This is a genomic window from Gluconobacter roseus, assembly GCF_046058915.1.
Classification (GTDB): Bacteria; Pseudomonadota; Alphaproteobacteria; order Acetobacterales; family Acetobacteraceae; genus Gluconobacter; species Gluconobacter roseus_A.
This window is the reverse complement of sequence record NZ_CP175538.1, coordinates 869,276-884,873: the sequence shown is the minus strand read 5'-3', so window position 1 is coordinate 884,873 and position 15,598 is coordinate 869,276. Positions and strand designations below refer to the sequence as shown.

Sequence of the window (15,598 nt, the reverse complement as noted above, 5' to 3'; positions counted from 1 at the left end):
TGATGCAGATGGCAGGGAAACGTCCCGAAACCGCCGAAATCCATGCGACCGCAATCGTCGATCCGCGTGCGCGGATCGGCGAAAACGTGCGCATCGGGCCATGGTGCCTGGTGGGACCCAACGTCACGATCGGTGACGGTGTGTGCCTCCACGCTTCTGTTCTTGTGGATGGATACACGACCCTGCGTGAAGATGTGGAGGTTTATCCGTTCGTGACGATCGGTCTGGCCCCGCAGGATCTCAAATATGCCGGCGAACCCACGCTGTGCGAAATCGGCGCCAATACGGTCATCCGGGAAAACGTCACGATCCACCGTGGGACCGCGCAGGGACATGCGCTGACGCGCATCGGTGCGAACTGCCTGATCATGGCCAATGCGCATGTCGCCCATGACTGCGTGATCGGTGACCGCGTCATCATCGTGAACAATGTCGTCATGGGCGGCCATGTCGAAATTGACGATGATGCGAAGATCATGGGCTCGGCTGCGCTGCACCAGTTTGTCCGGATCGGACGCGGAGCCGTGGTCGGTGGCGTCTGTGGCGTGGAAATGGACGTTATTCCTTACGGAAGCGTTCTGGGAAACCGCGCGCGTCTGGTCGGACTGAACTGGATCGGGCTCAAGCGTTCCGGCGTTGGTCCGGAAGAAATGCAGGCCATGCGCCGTGCTTTCCGCACGCTGTATCCCCGTCACGGTGCCAGCGATTCCGTTCTGGAGAGTCGTATCGCCGAAGTCCGCAGAGAATATGGTCATCTTCCCCGCATCGCTGAAATGCTGGACTTCATGGAGGCTCCAAGCCGTCGTGGCCTGACCCGCGTTGCGCGTCAGGAAGGGCAATCCGAAACCGAAGGCGCCTGATCGTGGGCGATCGTGGCTGCATCGGCATTCTGGCAGGCTCGGGGCCGCTCCCCGCGCAGGTCGCTGCCGCAGCCATCGCCAAAGGCCGAAAGATCTTTATCGTCGGGTTCCGCGATTTCGCTGACCGTGCGCTTCTCGAACCCTACCCGCATGAAATCATTCGCCTTGCCGCTGCCGGTGACATTCTCGGGGCTCTCAAACGGCACAACTGTCGCGAACTGGTCCTGATCGGTCCAGTGCGGCGTCCCGCCTGGCGCGATCTCCGCCCGGATGCAGAAGGCGCGCGCATCCTCGCACGTCTGGGCCGCGCCATTTTCTCCGGCGATGACGGACTGCTCGGCGCTGTCGTCCGTGTCCTCGGTGAGGAAGGCTTCCATGTCCGGGGCGCTCACGAATTCCTCGAACATGCCACCGGCCGCTCCGGAACCCTAGGTCGTGTCCTTCCCGACGCCCAGGCCAAACAGGATATCGCCCGCGGGGTCGAGGTCCTGAAGGTGATGGCAACCCTAGATATCGGTCAGGGTTGCGTTGTCCAGAACGGTCTCGTGCTGGCGGTCGAGGCTCTGGAGGGGACGGACGCCATGCTGGGGCGCTGCGGGCGGCTCATGCAGGCCGGAAGTGGCGGCGTTCTGGTGAAGATGCCCAAGACGGGGCAGGACCTGCGGGCGGACATGCCGACGATCGGGCCGGAGACGCTGGAGAATGCAGCCCGGAACGGATTGCGGGGCGTTGCGTTCCAGCCCGGAGTGACTCTCATGACGGACCCTGCAGGCTGTGTGAAGCTGGCAGATCGTTATGGGCTGTTCCTGTATGGGCTGACGCCGGAAGATCTGAAGGACAAGTGATGAGTACGTTTCTGCATACGATGGTGAGAATCCGGGACATCGACCGGAGTCTGGCATTCTACAAGCTGCTCGGAATGAAGGAACTTCGCCGCAAGGAAGTGCGCGAGGGACGTTATACGCTGGTTTTCATCGGATTCGATGATAATGAACATGGGCAGGCCGAGATCGAACTGACCTATAACTGGGACCAGGAAACCGACTACGAAGTCGGCACCGGTTTCGGGCATTTTGCGATCGGCGTGCCGGATGTGGCGGCACTCGTGGAGACCGTCCGCACGGGTGGTGGCAAGGTGACGCGCGAAGCCGGTCCGCTGAAGTTCGGGACGATCATCATCGCGTTTGTAGAAGACCCGGACGGCTACAAGATCGAGCTTATCGAGAAGAAGTAGAGTTCTTCAGCAGTTTCAGGGCGTTTTCCAGCGCGTCGATAATGGTCTGGGCGTTCTGCTGAACGGCTTCGTCACTGTGAGTGCTGAGAATATCGGCGCAGAGCAGGGCCGGGGCCAGGGCGTTTCGCAGGTCGTGGCGGAAGTTGCCGTTGTCCTGGGGGCGTCTGCGGGCGGGAGCTGTGGCTGAAACTGCTGTGGGGCTGTTGCTGGACTCGGGCATGGGCTGAAGTTCCTTTAGGTCTGGCATTGACATGCAGGGCCTGCGTGCTTACAAGCCCGGGTCTCAATCACCGGGCGTTTCGTGCGCCCGATCGACGCGGATGTCCACAGTTGAGGCGTCCGCCTGGTTTTTAAGGATCAACGTCATGAAGCGCACGTATCAACCCTCCAAGCTGGTTCGCAAGCGTCGTCACGGTTTCCGTACGCGTAGCGAGACTGTCGGCGGCCGCCGCGTACTGGCCAACCGTCGCTCCAAGGGGCGCAAGAAGCTCTCCGCCTGAGCACGACCCAGATCGGTACGACCCATACACCGAGCCGTTTGAAAAAGCGGCCGCAGTTTCTGCGTGTAGCCGGGAAGGGGCGCAAGGTCGCCACTCCCGGTATGGTTGTGCAGATCCTGCCGGATGACAAAGCGGCCGAAACCCGCGTTGGTTTCACGGTCACGAAAAAAGTCGGTAATTCTGTCATCCGTAACCGCACCCGCCGTCGCCTTCGCGAGGCTCTGCGCCTTGTTGCGCGGGAAGACGGTCTGCCTTCCGGCGATTTCGTCCTTATCGGACGGGACAGGACCCGGGGGCGCGATTTTTCCCTTCTCAAGGATGATCTGCGTCAGGCCCTTCGCAAGGGACTGGACAGCAATTACAGGGAAAATCCCGGCAGAGGCCGGGAGCGGGCGAAATGATCGCGTCCATGCTCAGGAAAGCCGTTACGGCCCTGATGCTGTCGCTTATTGACGCCTACAAGCTTTTTATCAGCCCATTCATCGGCAAGAACTGCCGGTTCGATCCGACATGCAGCACCTATGCGCTGACGGTCATTCGTGAGCACGGGCCTGTGCGTGGGGGATGGCTTGCGCTGCGCAGGATCGGGCGCTGTCATCCCTGGTCAGAAGGGGGCGTAGACCTGCCTCCGAAGCCACACCGGCATTAAAAAAGCCCTCCGCCTATTGTTTTGAATGCGGTTTTCGGCCACTTGAGGCGCAAGCCCTATTCAGTGAGACGAAAGACCGGCATCCGCCCGATGGACACCAAACGCATTATTGCGGCCACACTTCTCTCGGCCCTTATCCTGATCGGTTTCGACTATTTCATGCCGAAGCCCCATCAGGACGATCCCCATCCCGTCACACATGCGCCTGCAGCACAGATTCAGAACAGCGCGCCGACACCGTCTGCGCCGGCTGTCGAGGCTGCTGCTGAGACGCAGGCGACTGCGCGACGCATTCCGGTGACGGGACCGGACGTGCAGGGTTCTCTCAACCTGAAGGGCGCGGTGCTGGATGATCTGATCCTCACGAAATATCGCGAAACCCTGGCCAAGGACAGCCCGCTGGTGCGGCTGCTGGACAAGACGGGAAGCGCGCATCCCACGTTCGTCGTGATCGGCTGGACGAATGCTCCGGGCTCCAATGCCCGCGTGCCCGATCTGAATACGGTCTGGGAAAGCTCCGACGAGACGCTGACGCCCGATCATCCGGTGACGCTGCACTGGGATAACGGGCAGGGGCTGGTATTCTCCATCCAGATCAGCCTGGACGAGCACTACATGTTCGCCGTGAGCCAGACGGTCGAGAACCATTCGGGTCAGCCGGTGGCTCTGGTGCCGTTTGAGCGCGTGCAGCGTGACTATGATGCGCCGGAAGGGGCTTTCACGGCGCATGAGGGGCCGATCGCCGTTATCGGTGGCCGCATGCAGGACGAAAGCTACAAGAACCTGCGCAAAGGGGCTGACCATCCGGATCACGTGTCCTGGTCGTCCACGGGTACGAATGGCTGGGACGGCATCAGCGACAAGTTCTGGCTGACGGCCGTGGCCCCTGCAGATGGCACGCCGGTTTCAGCGAGCTTTGCTTACGTGCCGGGAACGCCGGGATCGTACCAGGTAGGCATGTCCACCCAGAACGCCCAGCAGATCATGCCGAACGGCTCCATCACCGAAAAGAGCCATGTCTTTGCGGGTGCGAAGGTCGTCAGCCTGCTGCAAGGCTATAGCAAACAGCTTGGTATTCCCGACCTGGACAAGGCGATCGACTTCGGCTGGTTTAGCTTCCTCACCCGTCCGCTGCTGACGCTGCTGCACTGGCTGTATCTGCATCTGGGCAATTTCGGTCTGGCGCTGATGGCACTGACGCTGATTGTCAAGATTGTTCTCTTCCCGCTGGCTTCCAAGGCTGCCCAGTCTTCGGCGCGGATGCGTCTGCTGGCACCGAAGGTCAAGGAGATCCGGGAGAAGAACAAGGACGATCCGATGGCCATGAACCAGAAGGTCATGGCGCTGTATCGTGAAGAGAAGGTGAGCCCGGCAAGCGGCTGTCTGCCGATGCTGATCCAGGCGCCGATCTTCTTCTGCCTGTACAAGATCCTGAACATCAGCATTGATGCGCGTCATGCACCATTCTTCGGGTGGATCCACGATCTGTCGATGCCGGACCCGACGAACGTGTTCAACCTGTTCGGGCTGCTGCCGTTCGATCCGACGCATTACTCGTCGTTCCTGCATGTCAGCATCTGGGGCACGGCGCTTGGCCTGACGTTCTGGCTGCTGCAGCGCCAGACCAGCTCGACGGCGAGCCTTGATCCGGCACAGGCGCGGATGATGCAGTTCATGCCGCTGGTTTATGTATTCTTCATGTCCGGCTTCCCGGCCAGTCTTCTGGTCTATTACACCTGGAACAACCTGCTGACGGTCGCGCAGCAGATGTTCATCCAGCGCCGGACGGGTCTGCCCGTTCCGGTATCGCGGACCTGAGGCCAGGCAGAGGCATGATGAAAGAAATCCCGGGGCCGCCGACCGAGGCGCAGATCGAGGACGGGCGGCTTCTGTTCGCGGGAGAATGTGAGTTCTTCTTCGGCTCGCAGAAGATCGACCAACTCCCGCCCGTCGGCCGGCCGGAAGTGGCGTTTGCCGGCCGGTCCAATGTCGGCAAGTCGAGCATCATCAATGCACTGACGGGGCGTCGTGCGCTGGCACGGGCCTCGTCCGAGCCAGGCCGGACCAAGCAGCTCAACTTCTTCAATCTGGCTGACCGGCTGTCTCTGGTGGACATGCCGGGTTACGGCTTTGCCAAAGCGGCGAAGTCGGTCAAGGAAGACTGGCAGGACATGATGTTCGCCTATCTTCGCGGCCGGACGACGCTGGAGCGGGTCATCCTGCTTCTGGACGCACGGATCGAACTCAAGGCGTCGGACAAGGATGTCATGGAGCTTCTGGACCGCGCGGCCGTGGTGTTCCAGATCGTGCTGACCAAATGCGACCAGGTGAAGCCGAAAGCGCTGGCGGCGAAAATTGCGGAAGTCGAGGCGCTTGCGCTCAAGCATGCCGCAGCCTATCCGCGCATTATTGCCACCAGCAGCGAGACCGGGTTCGGGATCGAGGATCTGCGGGCAGAAATTGCCCGCTTCGCCGTGCCACTCCAGACGTCAGGGGAAGGACAGTCCGGATCATGACCAGTAAGACACACAGTGACAAGCTGCCTGAAGTCCCGCCCTCCGTTGACATGGAAGAGGCACAGCAGCAGGCGGCCATTCTCTCCAGCGCGCTGCCGTTTCTGCGCCGCTATGCCGGCGATACGATCGTCGTCAAATATGGCGGTCATGCGATGGGTGAGGGCAGGCTAGCGCATGCGTTCGGCTATGACATTTCCCTGCTCAAGCTGGTCGGGATCAATCCGATTGTGGTGCATGGTGGCGGGCCGCAGATCAGCGCCATGCTGGACCGGCTGAAGATCCGTTCGGAGTTCATCGACGGGTTGCGTGTGACCGACAAGTCGATGGTCGATGTGATCGAGATGGTCCTGTCGGGCAGCGTCAACAAGCAGGTTGCCGAACTGATCAACCGGGCCGGAGCACTTGCTGTCGGCATTTCTGGCAAGGATGGCGGGCTGATCCAGGCACGCAAGCTGACCCGGACGAAGCGCGATCCGGGAAGTGAGATCGAGAAAGTCATCGATCTCGGTTTTGTCGGGCAGCCCGAAAAGATTGATCCGCGCGTGCTGTATGCGCTGCTTGGTGCCGGGCTGATCCCCGTGATTGCACCGGTTGGTGTGGGTGCGGAAGGCGAGACCTATAACATCAACGCGGATACGGCGGCTGGCGCGATTGCGGGTGCGGTGCATGCATCCCGTCTGCTGATGCTGACGGATGTTCCGGGTGTGCTGGATGAGAACGGCAAGCTCATTGAAGAGCTGAGCGCGGACGAAGCCCGACGTCGTATTGCGGACGGGTCGATTTCGGGCGGGATGATTCCCAAGGTCGAGACCTGTCTTGAAGCGGTGCAGAAGGGTGCGAAAGCCGCAGTCATTCTGGATGGCCGTGTGCCGCATAGCTGTCTGCTGGAACTGTTCACGCGGGCCGGACCGGGAACACTCATCAAGGCGTAAGCAGCCAACATAGAAGAACTGGACTGAGGATTATGGCGCTTCGTGTGAGAAGCGCCATTTTCTGTTTTCAGCCACGCCTTCCTGAAGGGCTTGCATGCCGCGTTCGAGCAGGCTCTCGGGCGTTTCATCAGCATTGGCTTCACGGGAGACCAGTCCCAGTTGCAGCGGCAGGTGAACCGGCGGATCGATCAGGATGGGGACGCCATGCGCCGTCATCCGTTCGGCGCGTTCTGCGGCGGCGAAACGGTCGCCGCCATCCATCCAGAGTGCAAATGTGTTATTTCTGATGCGCGCGATGGCGTCAGTCGGACGTACGGCAGTGCGCAACAGCGCGACGCACTGTCTCAGCGCTTCTTCGCCAGCTTCGAAGCCGCGTGTTCTGGAAAGTTCGGTCAGGCCGGGAACGCGGGCGATGATCAGGGTAGCCGCGAGGGACTGCTGATCCAGCCGGCGCGCGCGGCGTTCAATTTCCGCTTTCAGGCCGTTCCAGTTCAGCAGGTTCGACGAAATATCGTAGTCGGAATCGGTCAGGATACGGCGATGGATGCTGTCGAGTTCCCAGAAACCGGCCAGCAGGGAGCAGACTGTCTGACAGAGCTGCTGGTCCTGCGGCGACCAGGGTTCAGGACGCCAGAGAACCAGACAGAGCTGTTTGAGACTGCGGATGTTTTCCCGGCAGATCATGACATGACAGGTGCCGGCCCTGAAGGTCGTGGTTCCGGTCTGACCGGGCTGCGTGGCCAAAAGAGGTTCGATGTCCTCGGGCGGGGGAGATGAATTGAACAGGAGGCTCTTCGGGGCAGCCGTATCCAGCAGGGCACCTTCCGCGCACAGGGGAGTCAGCAGGGCCTCCATTGCGGCGGCGGAGGCCAGTCTCGGGACGATGGCCTTGCGCAGGGCTATGGTGACGGCGGCGAGAATTGCGACCCCGTCGTTTTCGGGCAGGGGACTGGGGGTGGTTTCTGACGGTGCGGCAGGAGCAGGGATTGCGCTGGAAAGGTCCGGAGAGACGGCCTTAAGGGTGCCGCGTGTTCCGGTGATTCGGCCTTCATTATCAGTGAATGGGCAGGATGACAGGATGACTGTCAGCGGTGTGCCCTGCGGGGTCGTGATCTGAACGGGAGTGCCGGTATGGGGCCTGAGAACGTCCACGGTGCCGCACAGGGCGCTGAAAGGGCGTCCGATCAGGGAGGTGGTGGGTTGGCCCAGCCATGTTTCGGGAGAGATCAGGATGATCCGCCCACGACTGTCGGTCTCGAAGACCAGGTCCACGGCCTGATAGAGCAGAGAGCGCCAGCGTTCCCGGCTTTCCAGCGTTGACGCCAGCATGTTCCGCAGTTCCTGCGGAGTTCTGTCAGGCGAGGGTCCATTCATGAACTGGGACAGCAAGGCACGCATATCAGGCAAGGGTGACACATCCCGCAGAAAGCTCTTGATCGGGCTATTTGGTCAAAGCCCCATGCGTTTCATAAGCGTGGCGGGTTAAGAAGTCATTAACAATGAGCGGATGTGTACAGGCCGTGGTCTGAGGTAAAGATCCGTTGACATGAAACGCCCTGAACCGCATGGTCCGGCGGATTTCTGCTTCTTCTTACCGGACCGACATGATGCCGAATGCACCTCTTCGTAATGCCATCGAAGCTCTGTGGGAGCGCCGCACGACTCTCAGCGCCCGTACGGAAGGCGAAGACCGCGACGTCGTGGAAAAGGCCCTTGCCGGGCTTGATTCCGGCACGCTGCGTGTGGCCGAACCTTCCGAAAACGGCTGGATCGTTCATGAATGGCTGAAAAAGGCTGTTCTGCTCTCCTTCCGTCTGAAGGACAGCCGGGTCATGGAGCGCGGCTGCGGCGGTGAGCCGGCCTTTGACAAGGTTCCGCTGAAGTTCGATGGCTGGGACCAGTTCCGTTTCGCCGAGGCTGGTTTCCGTGCTGTGCCAGGTGCGATCGTGCGCCGTTCCGCATTCATTGCGCCGAATGTGGTGCTGATGCCGAGCTTCGTGAATGTCGGCGCGCGCGTCGACAGTGGCACGATGATCGATACCTGGGCGACGGTCGGGTCCTGTGCACAGATCGGCAAGAATTGCCATATCAGCGGTGGCGCGGGCATTGGCGGCGTTCTGGAGCCGCTACAGGCTGCGCCGGTCATTATCGAAGACGACTGCTTCATCGGTGCACGTTCGGAAGTGGCCGAGGGCGTGGTTGTCGAGAAGGGTTCCGTCCTGTCGATGGGCGTGTTCCTGGGTGCATCCACGAAGATCGTGGACCGTGCGACGGGCGAGGTCTTCATGGGCCGGGTTCCGGCCTATTCCGTGGTCGTGCCGGGCACATTGCCGCCGAAGGAGCCGGGCATGCCTTCTCTGGCCTGTGCAGTGATCGTCAAGCGGGTGGACGAGCGGACGCGGTCCAAGACCTCCATCAACGACCTGCTGCGCGACTGATCCGATGTCGGGCCCGTCCTTTCCTGTCGATCCGGTGGCACTGGCGCGGGATCTGCTGCGCTGTCCATCCGTGACGCCTGCCGATGGTGGCGCTCAGGCACTGCTGGCGGACGTGCTGGAGGGGGTGGGGTTCGAGGTATTCCATCTTCCTTTCGGGCCTTCGGATGCGCAGACGCCCAATCTTTATGCACGGCTAGGTGAGGGGCATCCTTCGCTCTGTTTTGCGGGACATACGGATGTCGTGCCGCCAGGCGAAGGCTGGGCGCATGATCCGTTTGCGGCTGTGGTTCAGGACGGCCGGCTTTATGGACGCGGGATCGCGGACATGAAGGGCGGGGTGGCCTGTTTCGTAGCCGCCGTAGCGCGGCGTCTGGAACAGGGACCGCTGAAGGGTTCCGTCTCGCTGCTGATTACGGGAGATGAGGAAGGTCCGGCGCATTTCGGGACGAAGCCGGTCATTGAATGGCTGGCGGGGCGCGGCGAACTGCCGGATTTCTGTCTGCTGGGTGAGCCGACGAACCCCGAGGCTCTGGGTGATGTCATCAAGATCGGCCGTCGGGGCAGCATGAATGCTGTCGTAACCGTACATGGCACGCAGGGACATGTGGCCTATCCGCATCTGGCGGATAATCCGGTTCATCGTCTTCTGGCGGCATTTTCCGAACTGACAGCGCGGGAGCTGGATACGGGAAGCGAATGGTTTGCACCATCTTCCCTGCAGGTCACGAGTATTGATGTCGGAAATGATGCAACCAATGTCATTCCGGCTCAGGCGGTCGGACGGCTGAATATCCGGTTCAATGATCTGCATACCGGGGCCGCTCTGACGGCGTGGATCAAGGACGTGGTGCGGCGTCATGCACCTTCAGCGGATGTGAAGGTGTCGATCAGTGGCGAGGCGTTCCTGACGCAGCCGGGAGATGCGGTGACGGGTTTGTCGGAGGCCGTGCGCAGTGTCACAGGGCGGACGCCCCGGCTCGATACGGGTGGGGGAACGTCAGATGCGCGGTTCATCTCGCAGTACTGCCCGGTAGCCGAATTCGGACTGGTGGGCGCAACCATGCACAAGCGTGACGAACATGTGGAGCTAGGAACGCTGGAAGACCTGACGCGGATCTATCTGGCGTTCATGGAAGGATACGGATTGTGAATTCCGGACGGCCGGGTCCGTTTCCTCCTACCGGAAACATGGCCATTCCGCTGGGCGTGTGGCTTCTGGGGCGGGGACGGTCCGAAGGAATCAACTGTTTCGCACCGGGAGCAGGAGCGCTGTTCGCGGCTCTGGCGCCAACGATTGCGCTGGCAGTCATCGGGGTATGGATGGCGTTCATGCTGCCGCCCGCCGAACGGCTCATGGGGCTGGTGCGGGCTGTGGTGCCGCTGGTCTGCACGCTGTTACAGCTTGTGGTGTCGGAACTTTATGCATGCGCTCTGAGCCGCAAGGGACTGTGGACGCGTTTTGCCACGGCGTCGCTGTGGTGCGGGTGGCTGCCGCTGGTCATGCTGATCATGGCGCAGGGCGTGCTACATCTCGTGCTGCCGGGGGCTGCGGCGTCCAGCCAGGCGTTGGGCGGCCTCGCGTTCGGGGCACAGCTCTATACGCTGTGGCTGACCTGGTATGTGACGAAGGTCGGGCTTGTGACGACCGGCTGGCAGGCTTTTGTCATGACCGTTCTGCAGACCCTGCCGGTGGGGGGGCTGCTCTGGGTCCTGTGGCTGCTGCCGCCGCATTACAATGCGGTTGTCGATCTGCTCGGGCTGTCGTCCTAGGAGCAGTTGAAGGGATCGTCGGGATAGCCGACATCCATCAGGCAGAGCCCCTCGGGCGGGGCGGTCTGCCCGGCCGCGCAGCGGTCTTTTGCTTCCAGAATTTCAATGATCTTTTCGACCGGCCACTGACGTGAGCCGATCATCATCAGGGTGCCGGCCATGTTGCGGACCTGATGGTGCAGGAAGGAGCGCGCCTTCGTGTCGATCATGACCAGTTCGCCATCGCGATGGATGTTCAGGACGTCCAGAGTGCGGATGGCGCTTTTGGCCTGACAGGCGACGGCGCGGAAGGATGTGAAGTCATGCGGGCCGAGGAGATGGTTCGCGGCCTGCTGCATGAGGTCCACGTCCAGCGGGCGCTTGATATGCCAGACGCGGTTTTCCATCAGCCCCGGACGGGCAGGGCGGTTGAGGATGGTGTAGCGGTAGCTGCGCCAGGTCGCGGAGAAACGTGCGTTCCATTCCGGGCCGACTTTCGCCGTTTCCAGCACAACGACGCGATGCGGTTTGAGATGATAGCCCATGCCGTCGCGGATCTGCCGGGCGTCGATCGGGGCCTCATCCGGGAAATCAAGATGGATGACCATACCTGCCGCATGCACGCCGGCATCCGTGCGGCCAGCGGTGATGCTGGGAACGGGGCGGTTGCGAACCAGTTTCGAAGCGGCGGCTTCGATCAGGCCCTGAATGGAGGTGCCGTCGTTCTGCTTCTGCCAGCCGAGATAGCCGGTGCCATCATACTCGATGCGCAGGGCCCAGCGGTTCAGACCCGTGGGCTCGGCGGCGGGTTCAGCGAGAGGCTCTGTAGCCTGCGTGTCAGACAAGGCGGGTGCCTTTCGGCACGGGCTGGCCGCGCAGGAAGTCGGAGGCGGACATCATGCTGCGGCCGGGTTTCTGCAGACGGTCGATGCGCAGGGCACCGGTGCCGCAGGCGATGGTGAGGCTGTCATTGAGCGTGGTGCCGGGGGCAGCGCTATGGCTCTCTGCAGGGAGCGGGGTGGCTGCACCGATCTTGAGGAGCACATCGTCGAGCGTGGTGAACGCGCCGGGCCAGGGCGTCAGGCCACGGATCTGCCGGTCGATCTCGGCGGCGCTGCGCGTCCAGTCGATACGGCCGTGATCGCGGGTCAGGCGTTCGGCGTAGGTGACGCCGTCTTCGGGCTGCGGAACAGGTTTCGGCTGTTCGGCGAGCGCACGGACGACCAGACGGCCGCCGATTTCGGACAGGCGGTCATGCAGCGTGCTGGCAGTATCGGTCGGGCTGATGGGGGTGGCTTCCTCCAGCAGAACCGCGCCGGTGTCGAGGCCTTCATCCATCTGCATGATGGAAACACCGCTCTGGCTGTCGCCTGCGACGATGGCGGACTGGATGGGCGACGCGCCACGCCAGCGGGGCAGGAGGCTCGCATGGATGTTCAGGCAGCCCAGACGCGGGGCGTCCAGCATTGCTTTTGGCAGAATGAGACCATAGGCGGCGACCACGGCGGCATCGGCCTTCAGGGCGGCGAAGGCTTCGTGTTCGGCCGTGTCGCGGCGGACGCGCGCAGGAGTGCGGACCTCGATCCCGGCAGCTTCGGCAGCTTCATGGACCGGCGAGCGGCGCAGTGCCTTGCCGCGTCCTGCCGGGCGGGGCGGCTGCGTGTAGACCGCGACCACCTCGTGACCGGCGTCGAGCAGGGCGTGCAGCGCCGGGACCGAAAAGTCCGGCGTTCCCATGAAGATCAGCCGCATCGGGGATCAGTGCCTTCTGAGTTTCTGCTCTTTGGCCAGGCGGCGCATGATCATGTTGCGCTTGAGCGTCGAGAGGTGATCGACGAACAGGATGCCGTCGAGATGGTCCATTTCGTGCTGGATGCAGGTGGCGAGCAGGCCGGATGCATCGCGCTCGATCGTCTCGCCCGCAAGGTTGCGATAGCGCACGCGGATCGATTCGGGGCGGACGACTTCGGCATACTGGTTTGGCAGGGAAAGGCAGCCTTCCTCACGCGCGGCAAGCTGATCGGAATCAGAAATGATTTCCGGGTTGATCAGCAGCATGGGCTCACGCGGGGCATCTTCCTCGGCCACGTCCACCAAGGCGAAGCGCATTCCCAGGCCCACCTGAGGGGCAGCCAGGCCGATGCCCGGGGCCTTGTACATGGCGGAAAACATGCCCGGAAGCTGATCGCGGATGAAGGCGATGTCCTCGGGGCGCACGTCGCGGGTGACCTCCCGCAGCACAGGCTGGGGGGCGATCAGGATCGGGGTGGGCGGCACATCGTCGATGCCGGACAGGAAATCGAATTCGCTCATGTCCTGCGATGTAGCGAGCGAAGGCGCCGAATGCCAGTCCAAGATGGAGTTTGCATGCAGGTTTTGCGTCGCGTCCTGCAAGGGGAGAGCTTGCATCTGTATGCTGTGACACCATATCGTAGGGTCAGTCGGTTGCCGCAGGATGGGACCGGCCCTGTCTACGTCTCGCTCATGGAGGAGGCATAAGCCCTATGTCCGGTCGCCTGTTCACGTCCCCGATGTTCCTCGGTTTCGATCACCTCGAGCAGATGCTTGAGCGTGCTGCAAAATCGACGTCCGATGGTTATCCCCCTTACAATATCGAGCAGCTCAGCTCCACGGCCCTGCGCATTACGCTGGCGGTGGCGGGCTTCGTCATGGACGATCTTCAGATCACGCAGGAAGACAATCAGCTCGTGATCCGCGGACGTCAAGCAGACGACAGTCAGGGACGCATCTTCCTGCATCGTGGGATTGCAGCGCGGCAGTTCCACAAGGCGTTTGTGCTGGCGGAAGGAATTGAAATTGGTGGCGCCTGGCTTGATAATGGCCTGCTGCATATCGATCTTCTACGTCCGGAGCCGGAAGTGCGGGTCAAGCGGATTGCCATCTCGCAGGGCCGTCGCAACCCGTCGCCGGGCCCTACGGTCCATCACGAAGTGGTCCCCCCTGTCGTAAAGACGCGGCGCACGACGCGACCGGCGCGCGATATCGACGACGAATAAGGGCCTCTGTTGCGCCCTGCGTTTTCTGTACCTTTTCTACTGAACCCAGAGCCGGGCTGCGTTTGCCGCGCCGGCTTCAGAAGGAACCTGACTTGAACAATCCCTTCGAAAACGGTGATCGTTCGGACGACAAACTCCCCGCGGATCTGCGGCGCATCACGGGGCCGCAGCTCCTGACGCTGGGCATGTCCCACCTCGCCTATGTCAAATCCGTCATGCATGACGGGGAACTGGTCGTGGCCATCCATGCCGCCGACGGCACGCCCATGGCGGTCGCGGACGACGAGGAGAGCGCGCTTGATGCGATCCTCGAGCATGAGATGATTCCGACTCTGCTTCAGTAATTCTAGCCAGAAGGTCCATGCCCGTGAGCAAAAACGTCGATATTACTCGTCACCTCGAAGAAGAGCGCCTTGCGGGCGTGGTGGTCCATAACGGACTGGCCTATCTGGCCGGACAGGTCGCGGATGATGCCAGCCTCGATACGGAAGGGCAGACGGTCGACATCCTGCGCCAGATCGATGCGCTTCTGGCCTCTCTGGGGACGGACAAGAGCCGGATCCTGTCGGTTCAGGTTTTCCTGACGGATATCGAAGAAATCGGTGCGATGAACCGGGCTTGGGACGCTTGGCTGGATATGGCGAACAAGCCAGCGCGTGCTACGGTTGAGGCCAAACTTGCTGTACCGGAATGGCGTGTTGAGATGAAGGCGATTGCCGCGCTGAACTAGGATTTAATTTTAAATTTTGTGAATGAAAAAGCCGCCTTTCCGGTTAAGAGAGGCGGTTTTTTACACTATTTCTGCAAAAAATCAGTCAGACAAACAGAAAGCTATCAGAATATAGCACTATCTGTTAGTGCAGATTGCGATAGAAATTCATTTATAACTGGGTGCCAATAATCTGCATTTTGTTTGAAACGCTTCCATGAACTTGGATGGCAAAGAGAAAGACAATTGACGGCAAAACATAATTCGTCAGATTCGTAGTAATGGCTTTCGGCCTCTTTGTCGTCGGGGCATAGGATCGGACTATTCTTTCTGTCGCGAGAGACAGTAGGAATATTTTTTGTGTATTCGCTCCAACATTTTCTGGAGAATAAAAGTATTTTTCGCGGCTTAAGCAGAGAGATAATCGTGGGAAAAGCCTGCTCACCCGATCTGTACATTTGTGTGGTTGCATTTGTCAAAGGAGATCCTTCCTTTCGAATAACCGCGCCTTGGCAGAAATTGGCAAATGCGTACTGGCTCCAGAATTCTTCTGACGATGTCTCATTAGAAGAATTGCCGAGAACAGCATCTTTGATGTCATTGAAAAATGCAGACGGTAGCGTCCCGTTACAAGCGTCCAGAACGGTACGAATGGTTAGATCAAGGGAGAACTCGTCGGCAGGATCACAATGATGGCTTTCACCCATAATGAGTACACGAGTGTTTTCATATTCTGATCCGACCCATGGAAGGCGTATGGGATGGTCATTCATTGTAACCTCTGCCACAAGTTGTGTCTCTCGGCTTCAGGAAAATAATTCAGCAATAGTAACAGTTAGTCCTGAAGCTCGGACTGGATTTTCTTGATTTCGGCTTTCAGGGCGTGGATGCGCTCCGGGTCGGATTTCTCAGCGCGGGCGAGGTCGCGTTCAACTTCCTTCAGGCGGTGTTCGAGTTTCTGCTGGGAAGGAAGTTCGTGGGAATGGCCGGTCAT

Annotated in this window: 22 protein-coding genes; 15 read left to right on the top strand and 7 right to left on the bottom strand. The window is 60.7% G+C overall.

Annotation, left to right across the window (positions count from 1 at the left end; translation table 11 throughout):
• Positions 1–2 precede the first annotated feature (2 nt).
• Genes lpxA through gloA form a run of 3 tightly spaced genes read left to right on the top strand, consistent with a single transcriptional unit; the run spans position 3 to position 2,094 of the window.
• On the top strand, positions 3–860 hold the full coding sequence (lpxA, locus tag ACJ2A4_RS04150) for an acyl-ACP--UDP-N-acetylglucosamine O-acyltransferase (protein ID WP_194258711.1): 858 nt from the start codon (positions 3–5) through the stop codon (positions 858–860).
• Positions 861–862: 2 nt separating this feature from the next.
• Positions 863–1,705, top strand: coding sequence for an LpxI family protein (locus tag ACJ2A4_RS04145; protein ID WP_408873724.1), 843 nt, complete (start codon positions 863–865; stop codon positions 1,703–1,705).
• On the top strand, positions 1,705–2,094 hold the full coding sequence (gene gloA, locus ACJ2A4_RS04140; protein WP_153431175.1) for a lactoylglutathione lyase: 390 nt from the start codon (positions 1,705–1,707) through the stop codon (positions 2,092–2,094). Before ACJ2A4_RS04145 ends, gloA begins: the two co-directional genes overlap by 1 nt.
• Here gloA and ACJ2A4_RS04135 read toward each other — a convergent pair.
• On the bottom strand, positions 2,078–2,314 hold the full coding sequence (locus ACJ2A4_RS04135) for a hypothetical protein (RefSeq protein WP_408873723.1): 237 nt from the start codon (positions 2,312–2,314) through the stop codon (positions 2,078–2,080). The two genes, gloA and ACJ2A4_RS04135, sit on opposite strands and share 17 nt — an antisense overlap.
• Before the next feature lie 145 nt (positions 2,315–2,459).
• Here ACJ2A4_RS04135 and rpmH point away from each other — a divergent pair, with 145 nt between their 5' ends.
• From rpmH to argB, 6 genes are all read left to right on the top strand, one after another.
• On the top strand, positions 2,460–2,594 hold the full coding sequence (rpmH, locus tag ACJ2A4_RS04130) for a 50S ribosomal protein L34 (RefSeq protein ID WP_011253345.1): 135 nt from the start codon (positions 2,460–2,462) through the stop codon (positions 2,592–2,594).
• A 38-nt stretch (positions 2,595–2,632) separates the two neighbouring features.
• Entirely contained in the window at positions 2,633–2,995 is a 363-nt protein-coding gene (gene rnpA / locus ACJ2A4_RS04125; RefSeq protein ID WP_408873722.1) for a ribonuclease P protein component, read from the top strand.
• Entirely contained in the window at positions 2,992–3,243 is a 252-nt protein-coding gene (gene yidD, locus ACJ2A4_RS04120; protein ID WP_408873721.1) for a membrane protein insertion efficiency factor YidD, read from the top strand. Before rnpA ends, yidD begins: the two co-directional genes overlap by 4 nt.
• Positions 3,244–3,333: 90 nt before the next feature.
• The gene (yidC, locus tag ACJ2A4_RS04115) at positions 3,334–5,061 is read left to right on the top strand and encodes a membrane protein insertase YidC (RefSeq protein ID WP_408874097.1); all 1,728 of its coding nucleotides are present in this window, start codon (positions 3,334–3,336) and stop codon (positions 5,059–5,061) included.
• A 17-nt stretch (positions 5,062–5,078) separates the two neighbouring features.
• Positions 5,079–5,759 carry a ribosome biogenesis GTP-binding protein YihA/YsxC gene (gene yihA, locus ACJ2A4_RS04110; RefSeq protein ID WP_024716842.1) on the top strand — a complete coding sequence of 227 codons (681 nt, stop codon included), beginning with the start codon at positions 5,079–5,081 and terminating at the stop codon, positions 5,757–5,759.
• The gene (gene argB, locus ACJ2A4_RS04105) at positions 5,756–6,691 is read left to right on the top strand and encodes an acetylglutamate kinase (protein WP_062508744.1); all 936 of its coding nucleotides are present in this window, start codon (positions 5,756–5,758) and stop codon (positions 6,689–6,691) included. The genes yihA and argB overlap by 4 nt, the downstream gene beginning before the upstream one ends.
• 30 nt (positions 6,692–6,721) lie before the next feature.
• Here the strand turns inward: argB and ACJ2A4_RS04100 are convergent, their stop codons facing one another.
• Complete coding sequence (locus ACJ2A4_RS04100; RefSeq protein ID WP_408874096.1) at positions 6,722–8,089, bottom strand: diguanylate cyclase domain-containing protein; 1,368 nt, start codon at positions 8,087–8,089, stop codon at positions 6,722–6,724.
• A 209-nt stretch (positions 8,090–8,298) separates the two neighbouring features.
• Here ACJ2A4_RS04100 and dapD point away from each other — a divergent pair, with 209 nt between their 5' ends.
• Genes dapD through ACJ2A4_RS04085 form a run of 3 tightly spaced genes read left to right on the top strand, consistent with a single transcriptional unit; the run spans position 8,299 to position 10,899 of the window.
• The gene (dapD, locus tag ACJ2A4_RS04095) at positions 8,299–9,129 is read left to right on the top strand and encodes a 2,3,4,5-tetrahydropyridine-2,6-dicarboxylate N-succinyltransferase (RefSeq protein WP_408874095.1); all 831 of its coding nucleotides are present in this window, start codon (positions 8,299–8,301) and stop codon (positions 9,127–9,129) included.
• A gap of 4 nt (positions 9,130–9,133) precedes the next feature.
• Positions 9,134–10,279 (top strand): succinyl-diaminopimelate desuccinylase, encoded by a 1,146-nt coding sequence (dapE, locus tag ACJ2A4_RS04090; RefSeq protein ID WP_408873720.1) that lies wholly within the window; start codon positions 9,134–9,136, stop codon positions 10,277–10,279.
• A 38-nt stretch (positions 10,280–10,317) separates the two neighbouring features.
• Positions 10,318–10,899 carry a hypothetical protein gene (locus tag ACJ2A4_RS04085; RefSeq protein WP_408873719.1) on the top strand — a complete coding sequence of 194 codons (582 nt, stop codon included), beginning with the start codon at positions 10,318–10,320 and terminating at the stop codon, positions 10,897–10,899.
• Here ACJ2A4_RS04085 and truA read toward each other — a convergent pair.
• The 3 genes from truA to def are packed head-to-tail and all read right to left on the bottom strand — an operon-like array spanning position 10,896 to position 13,191.
• The gene (truA, locus tag ACJ2A4_RS04080) at positions 10,896–11,666 is read right to left on the bottom strand and encodes a tRNA pseudouridine(38-40) synthase TruA (RefSeq protein ID WP_408874094.1); all 771 of its coding nucleotides are present in this window, start codon (positions 11,664–11,666) and stop codon (positions 10,896–10,898) included. The genes ACJ2A4_RS04085 and truA overlap by 4 nt on opposite strands.
• A gap of 49 nt (positions 11,667–11,715) precedes the next feature.
• A complete protein-coding gene (fmt, locus tag ACJ2A4_RS04075) occupies positions 11,716–12,630 on the bottom strand; it encodes a methionyl-tRNA formyltransferase (RefSeq protein ID WP_408873718.1) in 915 nt (304 codons plus the stop codon).
• Positions 12,631–12,636: 6 nt separating this feature from the next.
• The gene (gene def, locus ACJ2A4_RS04070; RefSeq protein WP_194264134.1) at positions 12,637–13,191 is read right to left on the bottom strand and encodes a peptide deformylase; all 555 of its coding nucleotides are present in this window, start codon (positions 13,189–13,191) and stop codon (positions 12,637–12,639) included.
• A gap of 191 nt (positions 13,192–13,382) precedes the next feature.
• On the opposite strand from def, the gene ACJ2A4_RS04065 reads away from it, so the two are divergent.
• The 3 genes from ACJ2A4_RS04065 (at position 13,383) to ACJ2A4_RS04055 (ending at position 14,625) form a co-directional block, all read left to right on the top strand.
• A complete protein-coding gene (locus ACJ2A4_RS04065) occupies positions 13,383–13,895 on the top strand; it encodes an Hsp20 family protein (RefSeq protein WP_408873717.1) in 513 nt (170 codons plus the stop codon).
• 92 nt (positions 13,896–13,987) lie between these two features.
• Entirely contained in the window at positions 13,988–14,239 is a 252-nt protein-coding gene (locus ACJ2A4_RS04060; protein WP_194688144.1) for a DUF1150 family protein, read from the top strand.
• 23 nt (positions 14,240–14,262) lie between these two features.
• Complete coding sequence (locus ACJ2A4_RS04055) at positions 14,263–14,625, top strand: RidA family protein (RefSeq protein ID WP_408873716.1); 363 nt, start codon at positions 14,263–14,265, stop codon at positions 14,623–14,625.
• Between the two features lie 104 nt (positions 14,626–14,729).
• Here ACJ2A4_RS04055 and ACJ2A4_RS04050 read toward each other — a convergent pair whose 3' ends face one another.
• A complete protein-coding gene (locus tag ACJ2A4_RS04050; RefSeq protein ID WP_408873715.1) occupies positions 14,730–15,377 on the bottom strand; it encodes a hypothetical protein in 648 nt (215 codons plus the stop codon).
• A 62-nt stretch (positions 15,378–15,439) separates the two neighbouring features.
• Positions 15,440–15,598 (bottom strand): hypothetical protein, encoded by a 159-nt coding sequence (locus ACJ2A4_RS04045; RefSeq protein ID WP_167494560.1) that lies wholly within the window; start codon positions 15,596–15,598, stop codon positions 15,440–15,442.

Excerpts from the sequence above, each read along its gene's own strand:
- lpxA (WP_194258711.1), top strand. The coding sequence starts at position 3 with ATGCAGATGGCAGGGAAACGTCCCGAAACCGCCGAAATCCATGCGACC.
- gloA (WP_153431175.1), top strand. The coding sequence starts at position 1,705 with ATGAGTACGTTTCTGCATACGATGGTGAGAATCCGGGACATCGACCGG.
- ACJ2A4_RS04135 (WP_408873723.1), bottom strand. The coding sequence starts at position 2,314 with ATGCCCGAGTCCAGCAACAGCCCCACAGCAGTTTCAGCCACAGCTCCC.
- rpmH (WP_011253345.1), top strand. The coding sequence starts at position 2,460 with ATGAAGCGCACGTATCAACCCTCCAAGCTGGTTCGCAAGCGTCGTCAC.
- yidD (WP_408873721.1), top strand. The coding sequence starts at position 2,992 with ATGATCGCGTCCATGCTCAGGAAAGCCGTTACGGCCCTGATGCTGTCG.
- yidC (WP_408874097.1), top strand. The coding sequence starts at position 3,334 with ATGGACACCAAACGCATTATTGCGGCCACACTTCTCTCGGCCCTTATC.
- yihA (WP_024716842.1), top strand. The coding sequence starts at position 5,079 with ATGAAAGAAATCCCGGGGCCGCCGACCGAGGCGCAGATCGAGGACGGG.
- argB (WP_062508744.1), top strand. The coding sequence starts at position 5,756 with ATGACCAGTAAGACACACAGTGACAAGCTGCCTGAAGTCCCGCCCTCC.
- ACJ2A4_RS04100 (WP_408874096.1), bottom strand. The coding sequence starts at position 8,089 with ATGCGTGCCTTGCTGTCCCAGTTCATGAATGGACCCTCGCCTGACAGA.
- dapD (WP_408874095.1), top strand. The coding sequence starts at position 8,299 with ATGCCGAATGCACCTCTTCGTAATGCCATCGAAGCTCTGTGGGAGCGC.
- dapE (WP_408873720.1), top strand. The coding sequence starts at position 9,134 with ATGTCGGGCCCGTCCTTTCCTGTCGATCCGGTGGCACTGGCGCGGGAT.
- ACJ2A4_RS04085 (WP_408873719.1), top strand. The coding sequence starts at position 10,318 with ATGGCCATTCCGCTGGGCGTGTGGCTTCTGGGGCGGGGACGGTCCGAA.
- fmt (WP_408873718.1), bottom strand. The coding sequence starts at position 12,630 with ATGCGGCTGATCTTCATGGGAACGCCGGACTTTTCGGTCCCGGCGCTG.
- def (WP_194264134.1), bottom strand. The coding sequence starts at position 13,191 with ATGAGCGAATTCGATTTCCTGTCCGGCATCGACGATGTGCCGCCCACC.
- ACJ2A4_RS04065 (WP_408873717.1), top strand. The coding sequence starts at position 13,383 with ATGTCCGGTCGCCTGTTCACGTCCCCGATGTTCCTCGGTTTCGATCAC.
- ACJ2A4_RS04050 (WP_408873715.1), bottom strand. The coding sequence starts at position 15,377 with ATGAATGACCATCCCATACGCCTTCCATGGGTCGGATCAGAATATGAA.
- ACJ2A4_RS04045 (WP_167494560.1), bottom strand. The coding sequence starts at position 15,598 with ATGACCGGCCATTCCCACGAACTTCCTTCCCAGCAGAAACTCGAACAC.